This is a genomic window from Halomonas sp. N3-2A (assembly GCF_002216165.1).
Classification (GTDB): domain Bacteria; phylum Pseudomonadota; class Gammaproteobacteria; order Pseudomonadales; family Halomonadaceae; genus Vreelandella.
This window is the reverse complement of record NZ_CP022286.1, coordinates 3,954,414-3,976,832: the sequence shown is the minus strand read 5'-3', so window position 1 is coordinate 3,976,832 and position 22,419 is coordinate 3,954,414. Positions and strand designations below refer to the sequence as shown.

The following is a 22,419-nucleotide window of genomic DNA, read 5'->3' as shown; positions in this document are numbered from 1 at the left end:
AATCCAGTCGAATTAACTAGGTTAGCTTTCAAGCATAAACGTTACCGGCCCATCGTTAATTAACGCCACTTGCATATCAGCGCCAAATTGGCCGGTTGCAACGTTGGGCCAGGCAGCGGATGCCTTAGCCACCAAATAGTCAAACAGGCGCTCGCCTTCAGCAGGTGGTGCCGCGCTAGAGAAGCTGGGGCGCAAACCTTTGCGAGTATCAGCGGCCAGCGTAAACTGTGATACCAGCAGTAAGCCCCCGTTAGCCTGCTGAAGGTTATGATTCATTTTGCCTTCTTGGTCACTGAAAACGCGGTAGTGCAGCAGCTTATGCAGTAGTTTTTCAGCATCGGCCTCACTGTCGCCCTTTTCAACGCCCACTAAAGCCAAAAGACCATGGTCAATGGCCCCCACCATCTTACCTTCGACCGCCACGCTGGCGTTTTTTACCCGCTGAATCAGTGCTTTCACTCTTGCCCCTTACGATATCATCCCAACAAGGGGCAGTGTAATCGCTGGCATAGGCTTGAGACAAAGCCTTGTTTGGATTAGCTCTATCCCAGTAGCGAATCGCGAAAACCGCCTAAATAAAGGTTCCCATACAACAACTACCAGGAGCGGCACAGCATGAGGTCGCAGTGAGGTTCGCCTAACAGCATTTCAGTCACTTGGCTGGTGTGCTGGGGCTGACCACGGCTTCCAATAATCACCAAATCGGGAGTGTGTCGCTTCATATAATCTTGAAGTACATCACAGGGCTGCCCTGGTTCGAGCACCAGCTCGATATCGGGGACACCGTCAAGATCTCGCATCAAGCTCTCAATCTCGTTATCTAGCGTTCTGCGTAAACGTTCTACTTCGTGATCTCGCCACTGGGCAAAATTAGCCTGGGAGCCCAGCTCACGCTCACCAGGTAAGCTCCAGGCATGCAGTAGCGTCAACGTCGCTTCTGGAAAGCGAATGAGTGCTTCCCTGAGTGTTTGCCGAGCAGTCAGCGAAAAATCGATCGGCACCAGGATATGCTGCCAAGGCTGCGTCGGTAGATAAGAGGCGACCACCACCGGGCAAGGCGCACTTCTCATCACGCGCATCACAGTGGTTCCCAAAAGAAGATCTTTCTGACCGCGCTTACGGTGCATGCCCATAATAATTAACGAGGCATTACGTTCGTGGGCTTCTCGCACAATTTCAACATGCGGCTCCCCCACAACGGTTTGAATAAGCAGCGAAGGCGCTTCCAGCGCGTAATCTTCGCGCAGGTCGGTCAATGTGGCACTGATATCTTCGTTAACCGCGCTTTCAACGTCGTGAAGAACACGGTGGGGCAAGTAAGGGTCAAGGACGTGAAGAATGTCGAGCTGCGCCCCATGGGCATAGGCCAGCCGAAGAGCGCGAGCAAACGCAGCGCGGTTATCCTGAGAAAGGTCCGTGGCAAACAGCAGCGTGCGAGACATGGCACAACTCCCTGGCCGATCAAGTCGGCACCGTCAGTAACACGTGAGATAGCCAAACAGGCAATGTTCAGCATGGTGTCCGTTGGCGCATACTGCAAGGTGTGACTTACTTTTTACACTGCTGCTCGGCACTTTTATGGCGCTAGGTCATTTACATCACCACCACGCATGAAAGTGGTGCACCGGCCCACGCCCATGACCGACACTTAGCCGAGTGCTCGCTTCTAATGCAGCATGTAGCCACAACTTGGCTTCACCAATCGCTTGCTTAGGTGCGTTTGGCGCCGCATCGGCGGGTAGTTTTGCTAGACACGCAGTGATCGCAGACGAGAGAGCACAGCCCGTGCCGTGCAGGTTGTCAGTGTCAATACGCGAAGCAGGAAGCCATGTGTGACCGTCCGGGGTTGCCAGTAAGTCAGGACAGGTATCTCCGCGCAGGTGCCCACCTTTCAGCACCACATAAGGCGCGCCCAACTCAATTAGCGCTGGCAGCATCGCTTCCATGTCATCCAGCGAATTCGGTGACTCGGCATCTAACAGAACAGCAGCTTCAGGCAAATTGGGCGTAATTACGTCAGCCAACGGTACCAATATATCGCGCACGGCACGAATGCCTGCGTCATCGACCAGAATATCACCGCTTTTGGCCACCATTACCGGGTCCAGCACGATCCAGCGGGGGCGGTTTTGCTGCAATACGTCAGCGATTACTTCGGCAACCTCCCGGCTGGCGACCATGCCAATTTTAACGGCATCTAATGCCACATCATTTATCAGGTTTTCTAACTGCTCGCGAATAGCGTGAGGCGAAACCGGATACACGGAAGCCACACCACAGGTATTTTGAGCGATGACAGCAGTGATGACATTGGTGCCGTAGACACCCAGCGCCGAAAAAGTTTTCAGATCACCCTGCAAGCCAGCACCACCAGAGGGGTCAGACCCTGCAATGGTCAGTACATTGCGAAGGCGGGAATCGTTGGACATGGTGTTCCTTAATTAACGGTTCAGTCGTGTTCTAAAATACCCAAATACAACGCCAAACAGGGCTTCTTAACCAAAACAATGGCCGCCTAAGAGGCAGCCATTGCGTGTTCAACGAGAGTAGTATGCTAATAGTATAGCTACATCGCTATTGAGCCGTTACTGCGTTGTGTCACCTTCTGGATTACGTGCGTTGTAGTATGCCTGTTCAGAAATCGCATGATAGTTTCCGACCTTATCCTGGAAGGTACGGTACGACTCATAAATCCGTGTGCCCAGCTCGCTTGATTCAGCCAATTCAGCAATAACGTCTTCTGAATGCTCACGGGCCTGAGCCAACACGTCGTCAGGAATACGGCGCAGTTCAACCTCATGCTCGTTGACCAACGTCTCCAACGCATCGTTATTACGCGCGGTGTATTCATCAAGCACGTTTGCATTAATATCGCGCACTGCGGTCGTCAAAATAGCCTGTAAATCAGCGGGCAATTCGGCTAAGGCTTCTTCGTTGACGATGGTTTCAAACATCACCGTCGGCTCGTGCCAGCCAGGATAGTAGTAATAATCGGCAGCCTGATGCAGACCGAACGCTAAATCATTATAGGGGCCAATCCATTCCGTCGCATCAATGGCACCTGACTGAAGTGATGTGAAGATTTCGCCACCCGGCATGTTCACAATGGCGACGCCCATACGGCTCATCACTTCACCACCTAAGCCTGGCATACGCATTTTCAGGCCATCAAGGTCCTCAATCGAATTGATTTCCTTGTTATACCAGCCACCCATTTGCACGCCAGAAGCACCCGCCACCATGACATCCACACCAAAAGGTTCATAAACCTCGTTCCACAACTCCATGCCACCGCCAAAATGCAGCCAGGCATTCATTTCCTGTGCGTTCATGCCAAACGGCACGGCAGCGAAGAACTGTGCTTCAGGGGCTTTGCCCTTCCAGTAATAAGAAGCAGAGTGGCCAAGCTCAGCAGTGCCATCAGACACAGCATCAAAGACCTCAAACCCAGGTACCAACTGGCCAGCACCGAATACTTCAATGGTCAGGCGACCATCGGACATCTCGTCCACCAGTTGCGCGAGCCGCTCAGGACCCTGCCCCACACCTGGGAAGTTCTTCGGCCAGGAAGTGACCATTTTCCAGCGGAAATTTTCTTGTGCCTGAGCTTGATTATCAAAACTTGAAACCACCAGCAAACTAGTGGATAGAGCGGTTGTCATCGCAATGGCGACAGGTAAAGCATTGGCTTTCATACATTAACCCTCTTGCTTCTATTATTACTGTTATAGGTAGGAGAAGGCCGCCTAGCCCAATTGGCTAGGCGGTTTGTTACAAGCCGTTAGTTTATGCAGCTTGGCTGCTTTTGATTAAGGTTGCCACTTAGTTGCGTTGATAGTCACGATAGTTTTCAACTCGCCACTAATCAAAAAGACGTAGCCTAAAATTGAGTAGGTAGCCATGTGGCCAGCTGCGGGAAAAACGTTAGCATCAGCAACATGCCAAGCTGCATCAGGATAAACGGGATAACCCCACGGTAAATTGCCGAGGTCGGTACCGAGGGTGGCGCTACGCCGCGCAGATAAAACAGCGCAAAGCCAAACGGCGGGGTTAAGAATGACGTTTGCAGGTTAATAGCGATCATGATGCCCAGCCAAATTGGGTCAAGCCCCATGGCCAGCAGAATCGGCCCAACGATGGGCACCACCACAAACGTGATTTCGATAAAGTCGAGAATAAAGCCAAGTAGGAAGATGACCAGCATTACGATAATGGTCGCCCCCACCACTCCACCAGGCATACCTTCGAACAAGTCGGTGACCATATGCTCGCCGCCGTAGGCCCGGAAGACCAACGAAAACAGCGCCGCACCAATCAAAATCATAAACACCATGGTCGTCACATGGGTAGTTGAACGCAGCACGTCTTTCAGCGTTGCCCAATCCAGTTGACAATAAGCAATGGCCAGCACCAGGGCACCAAAGGCACCGACAGCCGACGCTTCGGTAGGCGTTGCAAAGCCGCTTAAAATCGAGCCAAGCACTGCCACAATGAGCACCACGGGCGGTACTAAGCCTTTCAACAACAGCATCCCAAGGCCGGAAGTATGCCCAAGCTCCGCCATGAGCTCTTCACGGTCTGCGGCAGGCGCCATTTGCGGGCGCAACCACGCGACCAGGGCCACGTAAATCATATACATAACGACCAGGAGTAACCCCGGCACCAGCGCGCCCATAAACAGATCACCTACAGAGACCGTTTTAGGACTGAAAATACCCATCGAGAGCTGAGCCTGCTGGTAAGCGGACGACAGCACATCACCAAGCAGTACCAATGCGATGGAGGGTGGGATGATCTGGCCAAGCGTACCGGTCGCACAAATGGTGCCGGTCGCCAGCGAGGTGCTATAGCCGCGCTTTAGCATGGTAGGTAGCGACATAAGCCCCATGGTAACCACGGTGGCCCCTACAATGCCGGTAGATGCTGCCATCAACATACCTACCAATGTCACTGAAATACCTAATCCGCCACGCATGGCACCAAACAGCAGCGCCATCGCATCGAGCAGTGTTTCAGCTACTTTGGACTTCTCCAATAAAACGCCCATTAAGACAAATAATGGCACTGCCAATAACGTTTGATTGGTCATAATGCCGTAAAGCCGGTTGGGCAACGCGGCGAGATAACCACTGTCGAAATTGGCGTCTACGCCGATGGTCTCAAGGCCTAGGCCCATCCCTGCAAACAGTAGCGCGGTACCTGCTAATGAAAGCGCTACAGGAAAGCCAAACATCAGCACGATGCAAATGGTGGCAAATAAAACAAGCGGCATAAATTCCAGCATCAAACGCGCTCCTCAAGGTGGTTGTCATCACCAACAGATGGGGGTATCCGGCCAGTAAATACATAGCCATTGCGCACTACCTCAATGACACCTTGCAGTATCATTAGCATGGCAAAGAGCGGTATTAACGTTTTCAGTGCAAAGACGGCTGGAATGCCACCATAATCGGAGGAGGTTTCCATAATACGCCAGGAGTTAGCGACGTAGCCCAAGCTGGAAGCGATGACAAAAACCATCACAGGCATCAACAGCGTGATAATGCCCACGATGTTAACCAGCGCTTGGCGACGGGGCGTCATTCCACGATAGAAGATATCGACACGCACATGGCCATCGTGGCGAAAGGTATAGGCCGCAGCGAGCATAAAGACACTGGCGTGCATGTACATCACCAGCTCTTGCATAAAAATACTGTTGACGCTGAAAATATAACGAAGCAGTACAATCGCGAACTGAATCAACATCATAATGATGATCAGCCACGCAAGGCTACGTCCGAACCACTCCGAAGCGCGGTCCAGCGCAGCGATAAACGCAGGTAGTTGTGTTGTATCTGACATGGAAGTGTCTCGCGTAAAACGACTAAGGGGGTCAGCGCCCCAGACAATAGCGCATATACGCAGACAATGCAGCGCCCATAAACCGCCTAGCAAGCTTATTATTAAACGCTTTGGCGAATCGCCGCTAGGCAGGCGGGAGGTAACGGTAAATCGACAGCAATCGGTAAATGGTCAGAAAACAGATGGTCCAGTACATGGACATCTGCGACTTCAAGTGTCTGGGAAAGCAGGATGTGATCCAGGGCGCGTCGAGGCTGCCAGGATGGATAGCTAAGCAGCGGCTTAACCGGGTGAAGTGGCAACGAGGTACTAAAACGTTCATGAGCATGAAGCTGGTCAGGCGTGCAGTTTAAATCACCCATGACTACCACATGGCGCAGCGGCTCGATAATATTGCTTAAATAATTTAGCTGACGCACACGCCCGCGCTGGCTCAGCGCCAAGTGGGCGACAAAGATATGCAGTGCATCTGGTCCCTCACCATAGCGTGCGTGAATTGCACCACGCCCTGGCAACATTCCTGGCAGACGATGCTCTTCGATGTGGCTAGGCACGATACGTGACAATAGCCCATTACTGTGCTGAGCAAACTGCCCTAAATTACGATTTAGCTGCTGAAAGTAGTGGGGAAAGCGTGCTTTAGCGGCAAGGTATTCAACTTGGTTTACGCGACCGGAACGAAAACTACCGCCATCAACCTCTTGCAGGCCCACCACATCAAATGGCTCTAGCACATTACCCATTTGCGCCAAGCGTTCCAGACGTTGAGGGTGAGGCAAAACATGCTGCCAACTACGCGTGAGGTAGTGGTGATACGCCGACGTTTGAATACCTACCTGCAAATTAAATGTCAGTAAGCGGATATGGCCACGTTCAACCAAAGACAACGCAGACGAGCCTACTTGCCCACCTGCGTGACCATGCTTTAACACCGTTATTGTGCACGCTCGTTACGCACGCGCTCGACAAGCGCATCCGCAATTTGCGGCATATTTTCCAAGCTACCTGCCGTGCTTGGCGACACAACGTAGCGGCCATCAACAATAAGCGCCGGCACACCCATTAAGCGCATTTCACGCATGCGGCTGTTGGCTTTATTGACTTCGCTACGAACGCCAAATGCCTTCAACGCCTGCTTAGCGTCTTCTTCACTGACACCGTAATTAGAGAAAAACTCGGCGATTTCATCCTCATCTGTCAGTGAGCGACCATCTTCATGAATGGCCTCAAAGAAATCAGCGTGCAGTTCATCTTCGATACCCAGAGATTCTGCTGCATAAAACGCCGTCGCATGAGTGTTCCAAGCACCACCCATGGTAGCCGGCATATGGACAATGCTAACGTCGTCTTCAAGCGTTTCGTACCACTCATTTACGGGTGTTTGCAGCCGATAGCAGTGCGGGCAGCCAAACCAAAACGCTTCGGTCACTTCAATTTGCCCCTCGTCGACCTGTGTCTCCACTGGCGACTCAAGCAGGGTGTAGTGCTGACCCTCGACCAACTCCTGAGCACTTACTGCCGCAGATAAACCTAAGCCAGCAATCGCGACCATTAACGTTTTCAACATAGCGAAAATTCTCCAAGAATGAGCGAGGCTATGACTGCAGGACATGCATAGAGGTTCCCCATCTCTTTAATTACCAGTGAGATAGGGCACCTTTATTTATCATCAGCGACTAGTTCAAGCCTAATAGATAATTCGCTACAGCTTCCATGTCGTTATCACTCATTTTAGAAGCAATATCGCCCATAATGTTATTCGGGCTGTTAGCACGCTCACCGGAAGCAAAGTCTTGCAATGTAGACACCATATACTCTGTGTGCTGACCTGAAAGCGCTGGATATACCGCGCTGCCAATACCAGCCCCCGTAGGTGTATGACAAGCACTGCAAGCAGGAATACCTTTGGACATATCACCCGCCCGGTACAGCTCTTCACCGCGCGCTAAAAACTCTGAGTCTTCATCGTTGGTTTGGCCAAGATTTGCGTTTTGGCCTGCAAAGTGAGCCGCAACATCCCAAGCATCTTGATCAGAGAATGCATCAACTTGACCAGCCATGGTGGGAACCAAGCGGTTGCCGTCACGAATATCCATGATTTGCTTGGCCAGATAGGACATCTGCTGCCCTGCCAGATTAGGGAAAGTACCCACTGCGCTGATACCTTGCTGACCATGACAGGCCGCACAGGTTTGAGCCAGTTCACGACCTGCCGCCGCATCCGCGTCAGCTTGGTGGTCGGTTTGAGCGTGTACGGTGCCAACGGCACCCATGGTAATTGCCAGGCTTGCCAGTAACTTTCTCATTGCTATTCCACTATGCCGTTTGATTATTGACTGGTACGCATCCCGGGCGCTGCCCAGGTTCAGCACTTTACCAGGGTCAGCTCCGCCAAAACGAACAACATGCCGTGTTGGTCGCTGCTGGCTAGAGCGCGATGGTACACTAGCGCCCCAGGTCGCAGTTATAAACCGCTTGCATTATAACGAATCACCCTAGCGGCGGGAATGCAAGTCCAGGTCTGCTTTTGGGGTAATTCGTCGCGGTACCGTCATTTACTCACGTTAACGTGGTGAAACGGGCCGTCTTATACGTCTGTTTTTCAGGATTAACACCATGTCTACTGCCAATGATCACCCAGTCGTTCGACTGAACTACCCCACAGCGCGTTTTATGATCAGCGCGCCAACGCTTGCTCTGTGTCCAGACGATACCGGCGCAGAAGTCGCGTTTGCTGGGCGCTCAAATGCGGGTAAATCAAGCGCGATTAACGCACTTACTCAACAAAATGCCCTTGCCCGCACCTCGCGTACGCCAGGCCGCACCCAGTTGATCAACTTTTTCAGCGTCATGAACGACGAATCGCGTCGCTTAGTCGACTTGCCAGGCTACGGCTACGCCAAAGTGCCTGAAGCGGTAAAACTAGAGTGGCAGCAGCACCTGTCTGACTATCTGCGTGGCCGCTTCAGCCTACGTGGCCTTGTACTGCTAATGGACGTGCGCCACCCGCTAACCGAGTTCGACCAAATGATGCTCAACTATGCAGATGAGCGCGAAATGCCTGTGCACATTCTGCTTACTAAGTCCGATAAATTAAAAAAAGGCCCTGCTAGTGCCGCGCTGCAAAAAGTCCGCTCTCGTCTTAAAGAGTGGGAAGACTTAGTCTCCGTTCAGCTCTTCTCATCGCTCAAGCGCGACGGTGTAGATACGCTTTCTCAAAAGCTCGACCAGTGGCTGCATACTTCTGAGTAAACCAAGGATCGCCGAACAAGCCAAGCTTTCCCGATTAAACGGAATCTTGCCAAACAAACTCAGTCTTCTTAAACAAGCCGCTTTTTCACGAGCGTCGCTCCAACCACTCGATCAACTCGGGCAATTCTTTCACGTGGGCAATGCGGTGGGTGCGTGCAGGCAAGGCTTGGTCGCCTTGCGCGGCGATCCATACGGCGTGCATGCCCAACTGCTGTGCGGGTAGTACGTCCTCTTGCCAGGAATCACCTACATGCATGGCGCGGTGTGGCACAACATTCAGACGCTCCAGGGCGGTGAGAAACGGCCTAGGATCTGGTTTTGGCGCCAGTAATTCGCCTGCAGCAATAGCCACTGGAAAGTACGCCGCTAACGGCTGGCGTTTAAGGTGAATATTGCCATTGGTAATAGCGGCTAGCTGGTAACGTTCGCTCAACGCGGATAATAGCCCCGCGGCTTCGGGGTGCGGCGTTACTTGTACCCGCAGACGATGAAACTCATTCATAGCAGCGGCAGCCCATAGCAACGCACTACTGCGTGCTAAGCCTTGGGCTTCCAGCTGTGCTTCTAACGCCCGCAAACGCAGCCAGGTAAAATCACCGCGCCGTTCTGGCACCCGCTTGGCCCACTCTTGGCGGCGCTCCAGGTAATCAGCCAGCCCCTGCTGGTAACTTAGCGCTAATGGCGCTTCGTGGCGTGCTTTGCGCCACGTTGCCAGCGCTTCAATTAGCCAACGATAGTGGCCCTCTTCCGTTTTTAACATCACGCCTTGGTTGTCCCATAGCGTATCGTCAAGATCAAACGTAATCGCTTGCAGAGAAGCCATGGTTAACTCCGTGTCGTGCGGCGTTTTGCGCGAGGATGAGCGGCATCATAGCTTTCGGCCAAGTGCTGCCAATCAAGGCGAGTGTAGACTTGGGTCGTCGATAAATTAGCGTGGCCCAGCAATTCCTGCACCGCCCGCAGATCTTGGCTGGACTCCAACAAATGACTTGCAAACGAGTGACGCAGGCGATGGGGATGAAGGTGCTCAGGCAAACCACGCACAATAGAAAGTTGCGCCAAGCGCTTTTGAATACCGCGGTGTCCCAGCCGCTGCCCACGCTGACCGACAAATAACGCCATTTCGCCGGTTGCCGCTAGCTCAGGCCGACACGACAGCCACGCCTTAATTGCTTGATCCGCTCGCTGACCAACGGGCACTTGCCGGGGCTTACTGCCCTTCCCCATCACCCGCACATGATGAGCATTTAAGTGCCCCAAATCCAGCGCAGCAAGCTCCGCTAAGCGTAGGCCGCTGGAGTAAAACAACTCCAGCATGGCTTGGTCACGTATTGCCAGCGGTGTGCCGTCGTGCGGCGTGTCTAAAAAGCGTGAGAGCGCATCCACATCAAGCGGTCTGGGCAAGTGGCTTGGCTGCTTTGGCGTGCGCAGTAACCCCACAGGATTGTCGGCAAGCACGTGATGCTGCACAAGATAGTCAGCAAAACGTGATAGTGCAGCGCGGCGGCGGGCTAAACTTCTCGGCGCCAGGCCGCGACTGCGCTCCGCCCCCAAAAAGGCGCGTAGAAATGTAGTGTCTAACGTCGCTGCCTCGGTGACGCCACGTTGCTCAGAAAAATGCTGCAGGGCGGTTAAATCCTGACGATACGCAGCCACTGTGGCAGGGCTTGCGTGGGTCGCAAGCTTACGTAAATACGCCTCGACCTGCGTTGTTAATGAGCTTGGGCTATCCATGGTGTTCTAGGCGCAGCAGTAGCCGTGCCACGATATCGCTCAGATACTCTGTAAACAGCGTATCCATACTGGCGCGGTAACAGTCGGGGTCAGGACTTGCGAGCAGCAAATACCCCAGCTGCTCGCCCGCCGAAAGACGCGAAATGGCGCAGGAACCCGCGCGCCGGGGTGCTTTAGTATGCGGCAACAGACATTTCCAGTCGCTAACGCTGAGCTTGGCACAACGGCTGGTGCGCCCATCTAGCAGCGCAGCCAAACGAGCGCTGGCATGCTGGTCCAACACGTGGCGTGGCGGTTGAGGCGGCGTCGGCTCATTGTCACTCAATGAGGATGGGCACCATAGCGCCATTGCAGGCGTTTGAAAGTGCTCGCTTAACTGAACAGCGAGCGCTTGGGCCAAGGCATCACGATCTTCTGCTCCCACCAGACTGAGTAGCGTCTCACGCAGTCGACGGTATTGGGCTTCATTATGCCGCGCTGTTTCTAGAAGATGCTCAAGCCGCCCCTCTGCTGTTTCAGCACGCTGACGTAAATCGATTACCAAGCGCTCTAGCAGCGATACCGCCCCATCAATGTGGGGGTGCGGTACCTTAAGTTGCTGCAGCAAGCCTTCACGACCAACAAAAAAATCGGGATGACGGGCCAGCCAAAACGCCACTTGATCAGGGTCGAGCGTTTTGCGCGGCTCGGGGGCTTGAGACATCGCCGTTCTCCTCGAATTAGTTGAGTGTGACACGACCGTCGAAGACGCGTGTAGCAGGGCCCACCATCACCAACGGCGCTTCGGGATCGGGCCACTCAATGCTTAACTGACCACCCGGCAAATGAACGGTGACCGGGCTTTTCAATAACCCCTGGCGAATGCCACTAGCCACAGCAGCGCAGGCGCCGGTGCCACAAGCAAGCGTCTCGCCGCTGCCACGCTCATACACTCGCAGGCGAATTTCGCTGGGCGACACAACCTGCATAAACCCCACATTCACCCGCTTAGGAAAGCGAGGGTGGGACTCAAGCAACGGACCAAGATGCTCAACCGGTGCACTATCAACACTTTCCACCTGCAGCACAGCATGGGGATTGCCCATCGAGACAACTCCCAGCTCCAGCGTATCACCGTCGACCTCGACAGTGTGTAAGGGTTGATCCCCCGGTGCTTCAAACGGCAACGTGGCGGGATTAAAGCGCGGTCTCCCCATATCAACGCGCACCATACCGTCGTGCTGAACATTAAGTACCAGTGACCCACCGGCCGTTTCCACATGAATTTCATGCTTATGTGTCAGGCGCTGGTCGCGAACAAAACGTGCAAAGCAGCGCGCGCCATTGCCGCAATTTTCAACTTCGCTGCCATCCGCATTAAAAATACGGTAGCGAAAGTCCATCTCTGGATCACGGGGCGGCTCAACCACCAATAATTGGTCGAAGCCAATGCCAAAGCGCCGGTCTGCTAGCTGGCGAATCTGCTCATCACGCAGACGCGCTCGCTGAGTCACCAGATCCACCACCATAAAATCATTACCCAGACCATGCATTTTGGTGAAGTGCAACAGCATCAGCGCTCCCCTTCCGGCAGCAGAGCTTCACCGGCCCACAGGCTTTCCAGGCTTTCCCGAGCGCGGACCACATGATAGCTACTGCCATCGACCATCACTTCCGGAGGGCGTGGACGGCTATTGTAATTTGACGCCATCACAAAGCCGTAAGCACCCGCTGATCGAACGGCCAGTAAATCGCCCTCAGCAATTGCCAAATCGCGCTCTTTACCGAGGAAATCGCCGGTTTCACAGACCGGACCGACCACATCATAGACCGCACGCTCACGCTGCTGGCGGGTATCCACCGGCACAATCGCCTGCCATGCCTGGTACAACGCAGGGCGGATCAGGTCATTCATGGCGGCATCAACAATCGCGAAATTTTTGGTTTCGCCGGGTTTTAAGAACTCTACACGGGTCAGCATTAAACCTGCGTTAGCGGCAATAGAGCGGCCAGGCTCAAATAGCAAAGTAAGCGCTTCACCGCCCTCCCAGCGAGAAAGGCGTGCCAGCAATTGACTCGCATAATCAAACGGCTGAGGTGGCTTTTCATCACGATAAGGCACACCTAGCCCGCCACCTAAATCTAAATGGTCAATCTCGATGCCGCGCTCACGCAACCGCTCCATCAACATTAACAGCCGCTCAAGAGCATCTAAAAAGGGTGCCGTTTCAGTGAGCTGAGAGCCAATATGGCAGTCTAGCCCGGTGACACGCAAGTTAGGTAAGCTGTCAGCCAGCGTGTAAACATCCAGCGCTTCGTCGACTGGAATACCGAACTTATTGTCTTTCAGCCCAGTGGAAATATAGGGATGGGTACCAGCATCCACATCTGGGTTTACCCGCAGCGATACCGGTGCCACCTTGCCCAGTTCCGCCGCAACAGCGTTTAATCGCTCAAGCTCGGGACGGGATTCAACATTGAAGCACTTAATGCCAACGTCTAGCGCACGGGCCATTTCATGAGGCTGCTTGGCAACGCCTGAAAACACGACTTTTTTCGGATCACCACCCGCTTTCAGCACGCGTTCAAGCTCACCAATCGAAACAATATCAAACCCAGCGCCCAAGCGAGCAAGCAAACCCAACACGGCCAAATTAGAGTTAGCCTTCACCGCATAACAAATTAAATGGGGATGACCACCCAGGGCTTCGGTATAAGCACGAAAATGGCGCTCTAACGTCGCTTTCGAATAAACATAACAGGGCGTGCCCAGTTCAGCGGCGACCTGGGTAAGCGGGACGTCTTCGGCATAAAGCACGCCATCGCGGTAGTTAAAGTGATCCATTACCCCTCCTGCTCGGCAGCCGAACCATGGGTGTCTTCATCAGGCAAATAGAGCGGCCCTTTCTGGCCGCAACCCACTAATAGCAGCGCGATCATCAGCACCGCACTCAAGGTGGTAACACAGCGTTTCATGCATCACCTTTAAGCGCAGCTAACGCCTCGCGGGCACGGCTGGCAGCGGCGCGCACCTGATCAGGCGCGGTGCCACCGATATGGTTACGGGCGGCCACAGAGCCTTCTAATGTAAGCACCTCGAACACATCCTGCTCAATCGTGGCAGAGAACTGCTGCAATTCTTCAAGGGTCATTTCAGACAGATCTTTCTTAGTCTTCAAACCGTAAGCCACCGATTGACCGACAATTTCATGGGCATCGCGGAAGGCGACGCCATTGCGAACCAAGTAATCAGCAAGGTCCGTGGCGGTTGAGAATCCACGTCGTGCGGCTTCATACATGCTGTCTTTTTTCGGCTCGATAGCAGGCACCATGTCAGCAAAGGCTTTTAAGCAGTCGCGCACGGTATCAACGGCATCAAACAGCGGCTCTTTGTCTTCCTGGTTGTCCTTGTTGTAGGCCAGGGGCTGAGACTTCATCAGCGTTAACAGCGCCATTAAATGACCATACACACGGCCCGTTTTACCGCGAACCAGTTCGGGAACATCAGGGTTTTTCTTCTGCGGCATAATCGAAGAGCCGGTGCAGAAGCGGTCAGGCAGGTCGATAAAATCAAATTGAGCGCTGGTCCATAGCACCAGCTCTTCACTCATCCGCGATAGATGCATTAGCAGAATGCTGGCAAAGCTGGTGAATTCGATAGCGAAGTCACGATCAGAGACGGCGTCCAGCGAGTTTTCTGCCGGGCGATCAAAGCCGAGTAATTCAGCAGTGACATGGCGGTCGATGGGGTACGTGGTACCCGCTAGCGCCGCGGCGCCAAGAGGCATCACGTTCACCCGCTTGCGGCAGTCCAGTAAGCGCTCGTGGTCACGGGTTAGCATCTCTTGCCATGCCAATAGATGGTGGCCAAAGGTCACCGGCTGTGCCGTTTGCAAATGAGTGAAGCCGGGCATAATGGTATCGGCTTCACGGTCAGCAAGCTCAATCATGCCTTCGCGCAGACGCACCAGCTCCGCTTCGATCACATCGATCTCATCACGCATGAACAAGCGAATATCGGTCGCTACTTGGTCGTTACGTGAGCGGCCGGTGTGCAATTTTTTGCCGGTAATACCAATTTTGTCGGTCAACCGCGCTTCGATATTCATGTGTACATCTTCAAGCGGGATCGACCAGTTAAACTCGCCTCGCTCGATTTCACCCTGAATCTCGGTGAGACCATTGATAATGGTGTCACGCTCTTCATCGGTCAGTACACCGACTCGCGCTAGCATGGTGGCGTGGGCAATCGAGCCCTGAATATCCTGGCGCGCCAGGCGTTGGTCGAAAGTCACAGACGCGGTGAAGCGTGCGACAAAAGCATCGGTGGGCTCGCTAAAGCGACCGCCCCAAGACTGGTTCGTAGCTTGGCTCATCGGAGGCATATCCTGCTGACAAAACTGAAGGAGTCGTTAAAAACTAAAGTCATCGTTATCAGAAAGTGTACCAGAGTCGCCGCACTCAGCGGCATGCCGTTTTATAGTCGTTTTTCATGTCGGCGAGGTCTCAGCGTCACTAAACGGATAAGGAGATTCGTGTAATAAGCTACGTATGGCTGAAAATGGCATCGGACGAGCAAAGTAGAAGCCCTGAAAATGCGTGCTATGGCGTGCGCTGAGATATGCATACTGCTCTGCCGTCTCTACGCCTTCGATTAATACCTCAAGACCCAGCTTGGCCGCCATGGTTACCACGCCATCGACAATCGCAGCATCCCGAGTGTCGTTGACCACGTCTCGCACAAATGATCGATCAATTTTAAGCTTGTTAATCGGCAAGTGTTTGAGATAGCTAAGACTGGAAAAGCCGGTTCCGAAATCATCCAGCGCAATATGCACACCCAGCGAACGCAGATCCTGCAATGTTTGTATGACATGCTCCGTACTGTCCATCAGTACGCCTTCGGTAAGCTCTAGCTCTAATAATTCGGGTGCCAAGCCTGTCTGCTCAAGCACCCGTTCAATAGATAACAAAAATCCCGCGCGCTGAAACTGCATGGGCGAAATATTCACCGCCATGGTAATAGGCACATTTGCGCTCGCGTTCAATCTGACAGCATCACGACACGCCCTCTCCAACACCCACTCACTGATCGGCATAATCTGTCCGGTATCTTCTGCCAAACTAATAAACTGGCCAGGAGCAATGTTGCCACGCTCAGGGTGATACCAGCGAATCAGCGCCTCTACGCCAGAAACTCGACCCGTGGAGCCATGTATTTGCGGTTGGTAATGCAGCTCAAATTGCGACTGCTCTATGGCTTGTTGCAACGCATGACGTAAATTAACCCGTTCGGAAACTTTACGATTTAGCTCATCGGTATACCACTGATAGGTATTACGCCCTTGCCGCTTGGCTTTATACATCGCCAGATCCGCCTGCTGTATAAGCTGGCGCGGCTCGCTAATCGTTCCATCATCAGTGGCAATTCCTATGCTGGCAGTAATACGCAGCTCGCTGCCTCGATACCAGTAGGGCGCAGAGAGACGAGCGAGCAGCCGCTCAACGACCTGCATGACATCTTTTTCATGGGCTAAATCAGGCAATAGAACGATAAACTCGTCTCCCCCAAAACGCGCCACGGTATCCCAAGGGCGCAGCTCTTCTTCAAGGCGCTTGGCGACCTCAATTAACATATAGTCGCCTACCTCGTGACCAAGCGTGTCATTAATCGGTTTAAAGTCATCTAAATCGACAAATAGCGCGGCTATATAGCGGTGATACCGCTTAGCCAGCTGGCAGCCTTGTGCCAGTCGCTGGTCGAGTAACAATCGATTAGGCAAGCCTGTTAATGCATCGTGGCAAGCGTTATGTCGAAGCTGCGCTTGGTATTCGCGCTGGGCAGTAATGTCATTCTGTACACCAATGAAGTGCGTTACAGCGCCCGCAGTATCGCGCACAGGGGAAACATACAGATCATTCCAAAATGGCACTCCGTTACGACGGTAATTGCGCATCACGACATGAACGTCTTGCTGCGCTCGAATCCCTCTGCGCAGTTGATCCAGCGTGGTGGGATCCGTCTCTTCGCCCTGCAAAAAGCGGCAGTTTTGCCCTATCACCGTACCCCGGGAGTAGCCGGTAATTCGCTCAAAAGCCATGTTCACATAAACTATTGGCAAATCATGCCGCTGAGCATCAACAATGATGACACCATTGATACTCGATTCAACGCTCCTCTCTAGCAGTGTAAGCTGCCGTTCTGTCGCTTTGCGCTCAGTGATATCTTGGGTTGAGCCCTGAACCTGAACAACGTGCCCCTGTTCGTCTCGTACGGCTTTTCCAATCACTCTTACCCATCGCCTTACTTCTTGTCGAGTGATGATCTCTAGCTCTTCATCAAAGCTGATACCGTGCTCGCAACAGGCTTCAAAAACCTCACGGATACGTTGCCGGAAGCTCGGCGCATAGAAGTCAATTGCCTCCTCAACAGTGGGTTGAAACCCGGGCGAAACACCATGCAGACGACACACCTCGTTCGACCAAATAGGCAGTCTTTCGGACATATCAACATACCAGCCACCAATCAGCGCTGTCTCGCCAACTATTTGGAAGAGCCTCTGATTACGGATGAGCTGTTTCTCGATGGCTTTTCGTCGCGAAATATCACGGGCGACTACGTAAATGACCCCTTCCCCCACCACGGCGGTAACTTCTAGCCACACCATTTGTCCCTCAGCCGTCAGCGCTCGAACATCAAACGGAGGTACTCTCTTTTGGGACTGGAGACGCGCCAATGCTTCCTCGACAACCGGGATATCGCGACGGTCCACTACCTTGCTGCATGGCTTGCCTATCCATGCGCTAGCGGAATAGCCCAGCAAGGTTTCAAACATAGGGTTGACGTTAAGTAAAATGCCTGCGAAATCAATACTAAAGAATAAGTCTTGTGATAATAAAAAAAACTGGTCTAACTTGCCTTGAGATTTAGCAAGGGGCATGGCATTACCTAAATATGTGGTTTGCCTGACAACACTGGCCTTAAATTCAGCCGGTTATTTTTACTGTGTGGCTGGGTGCTTTATGATGAGACTTATCATAGTTCGTCGCGACCTGTAAGCGACAAAGGGAGAACAACGTGTCATCCATCACTAAACTGCGCATTGCCACGCGTAAAAGCCAGCTTGCCATGTGGCAAGCCGAGCACGTCCGCGACCGCTTGATGGCGGCACACAGCGGCCTGGAAGTCGAACTTATTGCGCTCTCCACTAAGGGCGATAAAATTCTCGACACACCGCTTTCCAAGATTGGCGGTAAAGGGCTCTTTGTGAAAGAGCTAGAAGATGCCATGCTCGATGGGCGTGCAGATATCGCCGTTCATTCAATGAAAGATGTTCCTATGCACTTTCCCGAAGGGCTCGGTCTTTCTGTCATTTTGGAAGGCGCCGATCCGACCGATGCGTTTGTTTCTAACCACTATACCAGCATCGACGAGCTACCAGAGGGTGCTCGTATCGGTACCGCTAGTCTGCGTCGTGGCTTGCAAATACGTGAAGCGCGCCCTGATCTGCAGATTCTTAATCTACGCGGAAACGTACAGACTCGCTTAGCCAAATTAGATGCGGGCGAATTTGATGCCATCATTCTCGCCACCTCAGGCTTGAAACGCTTAGGTCTCGATGAACGAATTGCCCAAGCACTGCCGCCTGAAATATGCCTTCCTGCCTGTGGCCAAGGGGCACTAGGCATCGAGTGTCGCCTCCATGACCCCGAGCTAATCGGCTTATTAGCCCCGCTGGATGACCCCGACACTGCCACCCGTGTACGTGCCGAACGCGCCATGAACACCCGTCTTGAAGGCGGTTGCCAAGTGCCTATCGCAGGCCATGCCGTGCTTGATAAGGCAGGCGATACTATTTGGCTGCGCGGTTTGGTTGGCAACCCAGAAGGTACAGAGGTACTGCGTGCAGAAGGCAGTGGTTCCATTCATGAGCCCGAAGCCCTGGGTATCCGAATCGCCGAAGATCTGCTGGATCAAGGGGCAGGCGATATATTAGCCGAGGTGTATGGCCGCAACGTATGAGTCAACCGGTACTGATCTGCCGCCCCGGTGAGCGGGGTGAAGCCCTAGCAGACTCGCTGCGTGCTCAGGGAGCTTCTGTAGAGCGCCTCAATGTTATGCGCTTAGAGCCGCTGCCCGAGGACCACGTTCAACGTAGCGTGTGGTTAGATATTGATCAGTACCATAAAATAGTGGTGGTCAGCCCCTTTGCCGCTTACTGTTTAAGCGAGGCGCTTGATCGCTATTGGCCACAGCTGCCTGTGGGCATTGATTACTATAGCGTAGGCCGTGCGACGGCAAGCATGCTCTTTGAACAACTGGGTGTGCGTGTCCATATTCCTTCGCCTGACTACGGAGAAGACACGAGCGAGGCGCTGTTGTCACTAGCCTCACTCAAAACGCTTACGCATCAGCGTATATTGCTAGTGGCTGGTGAAGGTGGTCGCTCATTATTAGCCGATACATTGAGCGCACGTGGGGCCAACGTGACCCGCATAGCCGTGTATCGACGTGTATATCAAGCGCCAACGCCTGCCCTGCAACAACGTCTATTAACCGGCGATTATCGAGCGTTAATCGCTACCAGCGGCGAACTGCTTCAACATCTGGCAAGATGGTGTGAACAAGCAGCGTTGAACCAACCGCTAATCGTTTCCAGTCACCGTTTAGCTAAACTGGCCGGTAAACTGGGTTTTCGTGACCTCAAGGTGGCGTCGGGAGCAACACCAGCTGCACTGGCAGCGGCGTTGGGTCGGTCCTGCAACCCGAAGGGTGCCGATGTCGATCAAGGAACTTAATAAGGGCTAGCGACAGATGAGCAAACAACCAAATGATCAGGAAGGCGTACACAACGCGTCTGCCGATACAACTCAAAACGACGCTAAACCGAGCGACACCTCCGCGTCAGCCGCGTCGGGCGGCGAAACGTCAACAGCAGGCAATACGGCAGCATCTTCTTACGCCGCTAAAAACAGCCGCTCGCGTCGCCGTAATAAAGCGGGCTCTAGCGCGCCCAGTGCCAGCACCGCCTCAGCGAACGTCAATAATGACCAAGCCTCGCCCCAACCAAGCGACGCGCCCAAACAGACAGCTGATGCTAAATCTTCTGCAGATACTAAATCTTCGGCAGACACTAAGCCGTCAGCAGGTACCAAGCAGACGGCAAGCGCCAAGCCAACGAGCAGTGGCAATAGCACGTCTAGCAATAGCGCGTCTGGCAATGCTGCGCATGTCCCGCCCTCTTCTAAGAACAGCACCACGAACAGTGGTGGTGGCAAAGGCAGTGGTATCGCCATTGCATTGGTGATTATCCTGGCACTTGCCGTCGCGTTTGCTGCTTGGCAAGGCTGGCAACGCTTGGATAACCAGCAGCAGCGTATAGACGAGCTCGCCCAACTGACACAAAGCAGTGCCTCGCAACAGGCAGTTAGCAACCTAACATCGCGCATTGAGAGCAGCGAAGCCGAGCGCACCCAAGCGCTGAATAGCACGATGAGCGAACTGCGTAGCGAGCTGGACAGCTACCGTGGCGAGGTCAACAGCACATTAGACAACGTGCTAGCTCAGCTTTCTCAAGAGCAGGAGACCGACGAGCGAGACTGGCTTCACGCTGAAGCCGCCTACCTGCTACGGTTAGCCAACCAGCGCCTGCAACTGGAAGGTGACGTTGGAGGTGCTGCCGCCCTGCTGCGTACCGCCGATGCTCGCTTGGTCGATGCCGACAACCCTGCATTAACGCCAGTACGTCGTGAAATTGCTAACGAACTTGCCGCCCTGGACGCCGTACCACAGGTTGATCGCACAGGTATTTATCTTGCATTGAACGCTCAGCAAGAGCGTATTGCTGGCCTACGCCTGTCACAAGAGATCGAAGAGCGCGCCGTTACCTCTAGCATTGAACAGCCGCCCACGGGCACTTTCCAACGTCAATTGGCTCGCTTTGGGGAAGAGCTAAAAGATCTTGTGGTGATTCGTCAGCACGACGAAGCGTTAGAAACACTGATTACACCCGAGCAAGAGTCCTATCTGCGTCAAAGCCTACGCCTGATTCTGGAACAGTCTCAGCTGGCACTGCTTAAAGAAGAGCAAGCGCTTTTTGAGGCAAGCATCGATAAGGCACTGGCGCTGCTCAACGGCTACTACGATACCGAACGAGAAGAGACGCAAAGCGTTATTGCTCGCCTGCAAGAACTGAAGCAAACCCAGGTGCAGCCTGAGTTACCAGACATCAGTGCTTCGCAACAGGCACTAGCGGGCTTTATTGAAAACCGCTTTGAGTCGCGTCGCCAAGGTGGAGGTGATGCATGAGAAAGCTAATTCTCTTAATTGTTGCCGGCTTAGCGGTCGGCGCACTGTTCGGGCACCTGATGATGTCGGTGCCAGGCTACTGGTTAATACGCGTTGGTGACACCTCGGTACAAACGTCGTTTTGGTTCGGCTTGGTGCTGCTACTGGGTGCCTTCATCGTTTTGCACTTTGCATTACGCCTGCTCAGCGGCATTATTCGTCCGGTCGGGCGTTTTCGCACCTGGAATAGCCGTGCCCGCAATCGTCGTGCCATGAAACGCACCGTGCGCGGCTTGGTGGCCTTAACCGAAGGCCGTTGGAAAAAAGCCGAGAAAACGCTGGTGCGAGCGGCTGACGATTCCAGCACACCTCTTGTGAACTACCTCTCTGCGGCACTGGCGGCGCATTACCAAGGTCACCACGAAATGTCTCAGGAGCATTTAAATCAGGCTCAGCTCACTACCGAAGGGGCTGATACGGCGATTGGCCTGATGCAAGCTCAACTGATGATTGATCGTCAGCAGCCTGAAGAGGCGCTGGCCATTCTGAATCGTCTGGATAAGAAGCTGCCCAACCACCCGCAAGTCCTCAAGCTGCTTAAGCAAGTGCACTTAAGCGTTAACGATTGGGAAGGCTTACGCCAGTTAATACCCCGTTTGGCAGCGCAAAAGCTGATCACTCAGCAAGAACGTGAGCAACTGGAATTCAAAGCATACCGTGAATTGATTATTTTTGAGGCCAAAAACCCCACGAATATCGAGCGTGTACGCGGGCTATGGGCCGATATGCCGGACTATCTACGCGGCAATACCGAGCTAATCGTGCTCTATACCGAGGCGCTTTTACAGGCCAACGAAGAGCCTATTGCTGAGCGCTTGCTTAATCACTCACTGGACAACCACTGGGATGCGCGCTTAGTAAAACGCTACGGCCTACTAAACGTAGACGCTGCGCGCCAGCTAGCAAAAGCGGAAAAATGGCTGCAAGAACGCCCCAACGATCCCGAACTATTGCTGACCTGTGGCCGCCTATCGCTGCGTACTGGTAAGTGGGAAAAAGCACTGGAGTACTTTGAAGCCAGTCAACGTCAACGCCCCAGCGGTGAAGTATGCGCCGAGCTTGCTCGCCTCTATGCAAGCCTTGGCGAACACAACAAGAGCCAGCTCTACTACCGGCATAGTGTCGATATGCTCGCTAAATCACTGCCCTCGCTTCCACAACCAAGCGATGCCAATGACAGCAAACAAGGTGAGCCCAAAAAAGACGTTAAACAAAGCGCTTAACGTCGTTAGCAAGCCGCTAATGAAAAGGGTGCCCATCAT

Annotated in this window: 22 protein-coding genes; 5 read left to right on the top strand and 17 right to left on the bottom strand. The window is 53.4% G+C overall.

Features of this window, described 5'->3' with window-relative positions; translation table 11 throughout:
• Window positions 1-21: 21 nt before the first annotated feature.
• The 9 genes from dtd to CEK60_RS18535 form a co-directional block, all read right to left on the bottom strand.
• Complete coding sequence (gene dtd, locus CEK60_RS18575) at window positions 22-459, bottom strand: D-aminoacyl-tRNA deacylase (RefSeq protein ID WP_089040254.1); 438 nt, start codon at window positions 457-459, stop codon at window positions 22-24.
• Window positions 460-596: 137 nt separating this feature from the next.
• Window positions 597-1,442: a universal stress protein gene (locus tag CEK60_RS18570; protein WP_089040253.1), complete on the bottom strand. Its 846-nt coding sequence runs from the start codon at window positions 1,440-1,442 to the stop codon at window positions 597-599.
• A gap of 156 nt (window positions 1,443-1,598) precedes the next feature.
• The gene (thiD, locus tag CEK60_RS18565; RefSeq protein ID WP_089040252.1) at window positions 1,599-2,429 is read right to left on the bottom strand and encodes a bifunctional hydroxymethylpyrimidine kinase/phosphomethylpyrimidine kinase; all 831 of its coding nucleotides are present in this window, start codon (window positions 2,427-2,429) and stop codon (window positions 1,599-1,601) included.
• Between the two features lie 156 nt (window positions 2,430-2,585).
• Complete coding sequence (locus tag CEK60_RS18560; protein WP_089040251.1) at window positions 2,586-3,695, bottom strand: TRAP transporter substrate-binding protein; 1,110 nt, start codon at window positions 3,693-3,695, stop codon at window positions 2,586-2,588.
• 185 nt (window positions 3,696-3,880) lie between these two features.
• Window positions 3,881-5,284, bottom strand: a complete 1,404-nt coding sequence (locus CEK60_RS18555) for a TRAP transporter large permease (protein ID WP_089040250.1) — start codon at window positions 5,282-5,284, stop codon at window positions 3,881-3,883.
• Complete coding sequence (locus CEK60_RS18550) at window positions 5,284-5,844, bottom strand: TRAP transporter small permease subunit (RefSeq protein ID WP_089040249.1); 561 nt, start codon at window positions 5,842-5,844, stop codon at window positions 5,284-5,286. Before CEK60_RS18550 ends, CEK60_RS18555 begins: the two co-directional genes overlap by 1 nt.
• Before the next feature lie 101 nt (window positions 5,845-5,945).
• A complete protein-coding gene (locus tag CEK60_RS18545; protein WP_038479579.1) occupies window positions 5,946-6,776 on the bottom strand; it encodes an endonuclease/exonuclease/phosphatase family protein in 831 nt (276 codons plus the stop codon).
• 2 nt (window positions 6,777-6,778) lie between these two features.
• Window positions 6,779-7,411 (bottom strand): thiol:disulfide interchange protein DsbA/DsbL, encoded by a 633-nt coding sequence (locus CEK60_RS18540; RefSeq protein WP_089040248.1) that lies wholly within the window; start codon window positions 7,409-7,411, stop codon window positions 6,779-6,781.
• A gap of 109 nt (window positions 7,412-7,520) precedes the next feature.
• The gene (locus CEK60_RS18535; protein WP_089040247.1) at window positions 7,521-8,150 is read right to left on the bottom strand and encodes a c-type cytochrome; all 630 of its coding nucleotides are present in this window, start codon (window positions 8,148-8,150) and stop codon (window positions 7,521-7,523) included.
• A gap of 310 nt (window positions 8,151-8,460) precedes the next feature.
• Here CEK60_RS18535 and yihA point away from each other — a divergent pair, with 310 nt between their 5' ends.
• Window positions 8,461-9,096 (top strand): ribosome biogenesis GTP-binding protein YihA/YsxC, encoded by a 636-nt coding sequence (gene yihA, locus CEK60_RS18530; RefSeq protein WP_089040246.1) that lies wholly within the window; start codon window positions 8,461-8,463, stop codon window positions 9,094-9,096.
• An 85-nt stretch (window positions 9,097-9,181) separates the two neighbouring features.
• Here yihA and CEK60_RS18525 read toward each other — a convergent pair whose 3' ends face one another.
• The 8 genes from CEK60_RS18525 to CEK60_RS18490 all read right to left on the bottom strand — a co-directional run bounded on the left by CEK60_RS18525 (window position 9,182) and on the right by CEK60_RS18490 (window position 17,750).
• Window positions 9,182-9,919 carry an HAD family hydrolase gene (locus CEK60_RS18525; protein ID WP_089040245.1) on the bottom strand — a complete coding sequence of 246 codons (738 nt, stop codon included), beginning with the start codon at window positions 9,917-9,919 and terminating at the stop codon, window positions 9,182-9,184.
• Between the two features lie 2 nt (window positions 9,920-9,921).
• Window positions 9,922-10,830 carry a tyrosine recombinase XerC gene (locus tag CEK60_RS18520; RefSeq protein WP_089040244.1) on the bottom strand — a complete coding sequence of 303 codons (909 nt, stop codon included), beginning with the start codon at window positions 10,828-10,830 and terminating at the stop codon, window positions 9,922-9,924.
• Window positions 10,823-11,533 carry a DUF484 family protein gene (locus CEK60_RS18515; protein WP_038479597.1) on the bottom strand — a complete coding sequence of 237 codons (711 nt, stop codon included), beginning with the start codon at window positions 11,531-11,533 and terminating at the stop codon, window positions 10,823-10,825. The genes CEK60_RS18520 and CEK60_RS18515 overlap by 8 nt, the downstream gene beginning before the upstream one ends.
• Before the next feature lie 16 nt (window positions 11,534-11,549).
• A complete protein-coding gene (dapF, locus tag CEK60_RS18510; RefSeq protein ID WP_089040243.1) occupies window positions 11,550-12,383 on the bottom strand; it encodes a diaminopimelate epimerase in 834 nt (277 codons plus the stop codon).
• The gene (lysA, locus tag CEK60_RS18505) at window positions 12,383-13,654 is read right to left on the bottom strand and encodes a diaminopimelate decarboxylase (RefSeq protein WP_089040242.1); all 1,272 of its coding nucleotides are present in this window, start codon (window positions 13,652-13,654) and stop codon (window positions 12,383-12,385) included. The genes dapF and lysA overlap by 1 nt, the downstream gene beginning before the upstream one ends.
• Entirely contained in the window at window positions 13,654-13,785 is a 132-nt protein-coding gene (gene lptM / locus CEK60_RS18500) for an LPS translocon maturation chaperone LptM (protein ID WP_089040241.1), read from the bottom strand. The genes lysA and lptM overlap by 1 nt, the downstream gene beginning before the upstream one ends.
• Entirely contained in the window at window positions 13,782-15,185 is a 1,404-nt protein-coding gene (argH, locus tag CEK60_RS18495) for an argininosuccinate lyase (protein ID WP_089040240.1), read from the bottom strand. The genes lptM and argH overlap by 4 nt, the downstream gene beginning before the upstream one ends.
• 114 nt (window positions 15,186-15,299) lie before the next feature.
• Window positions 15,300-17,750 carry a sensor domain-containing protein gene (locus CEK60_RS18490; RefSeq protein WP_089040239.1) on the bottom strand — a complete coding sequence of 817 codons (2,451 nt, stop codon included), beginning with the start codon at window positions 17,748-17,750 and terminating at the stop codon, window positions 15,300-15,302.
• A gap of 137 nt (window positions 17,751-17,887) precedes the next feature.
• On the opposite strand from CEK60_RS18490, the gene hemC reads away from it, so the two are divergent.
• The 4 genes from hemC to CEK60_RS18470 are packed head-to-tail and all read left to right on the top strand — an operon-like array spanning window position 17,888 to window position 22,380.
• Complete coding sequence (hemC, locus tag CEK60_RS18485; protein ID WP_089040238.1) at window positions 17,888-18,832, top strand: hydroxymethylbilane synthase; 945 nt, start codon at window positions 17,888-17,890, stop codon at window positions 18,830-18,832.
• Window positions 18,829-19,608 carry a uroporphyrinogen-III synthase gene (locus tag CEK60_RS18480; protein WP_089040237.1) on the top strand — a complete coding sequence of 260 codons (780 nt, stop codon included), beginning with the start codon at window positions 18,829-18,831 and terminating at the stop codon, window positions 19,606-19,608. The genes hemC and CEK60_RS18480 overlap by 4 nt, the downstream gene beginning before the upstream one ends.
• A 16-nt stretch (window positions 19,609-19,624) precedes the next feature.
• Window positions 19,625-21,118 carry a uroporphyrinogen-III C-methyltransferase gene (locus CEK60_RS18475; protein WP_193059342.1) on the top strand — a complete coding sequence of 498 codons (1,494 nt, stop codon included), beginning with the start codon at window positions 19,625-19,627 and terminating at the stop codon, window positions 21,116-21,118.
• Window positions 21,115-22,380: a heme biosynthesis HemY N-terminal domain-containing protein gene (locus tag CEK60_RS18470; protein ID WP_089040236.1), complete on the top strand. Its 1,266-nt coding sequence runs from the start codon at window positions 21,115-21,117 to the stop codon at window positions 22,378-22,380. Before CEK60_RS18475 ends, CEK60_RS18470 begins: the two co-directional genes overlap by 4 nt.
• Window positions 22,381-22,419 lie beyond the last annotated feature (39 nt).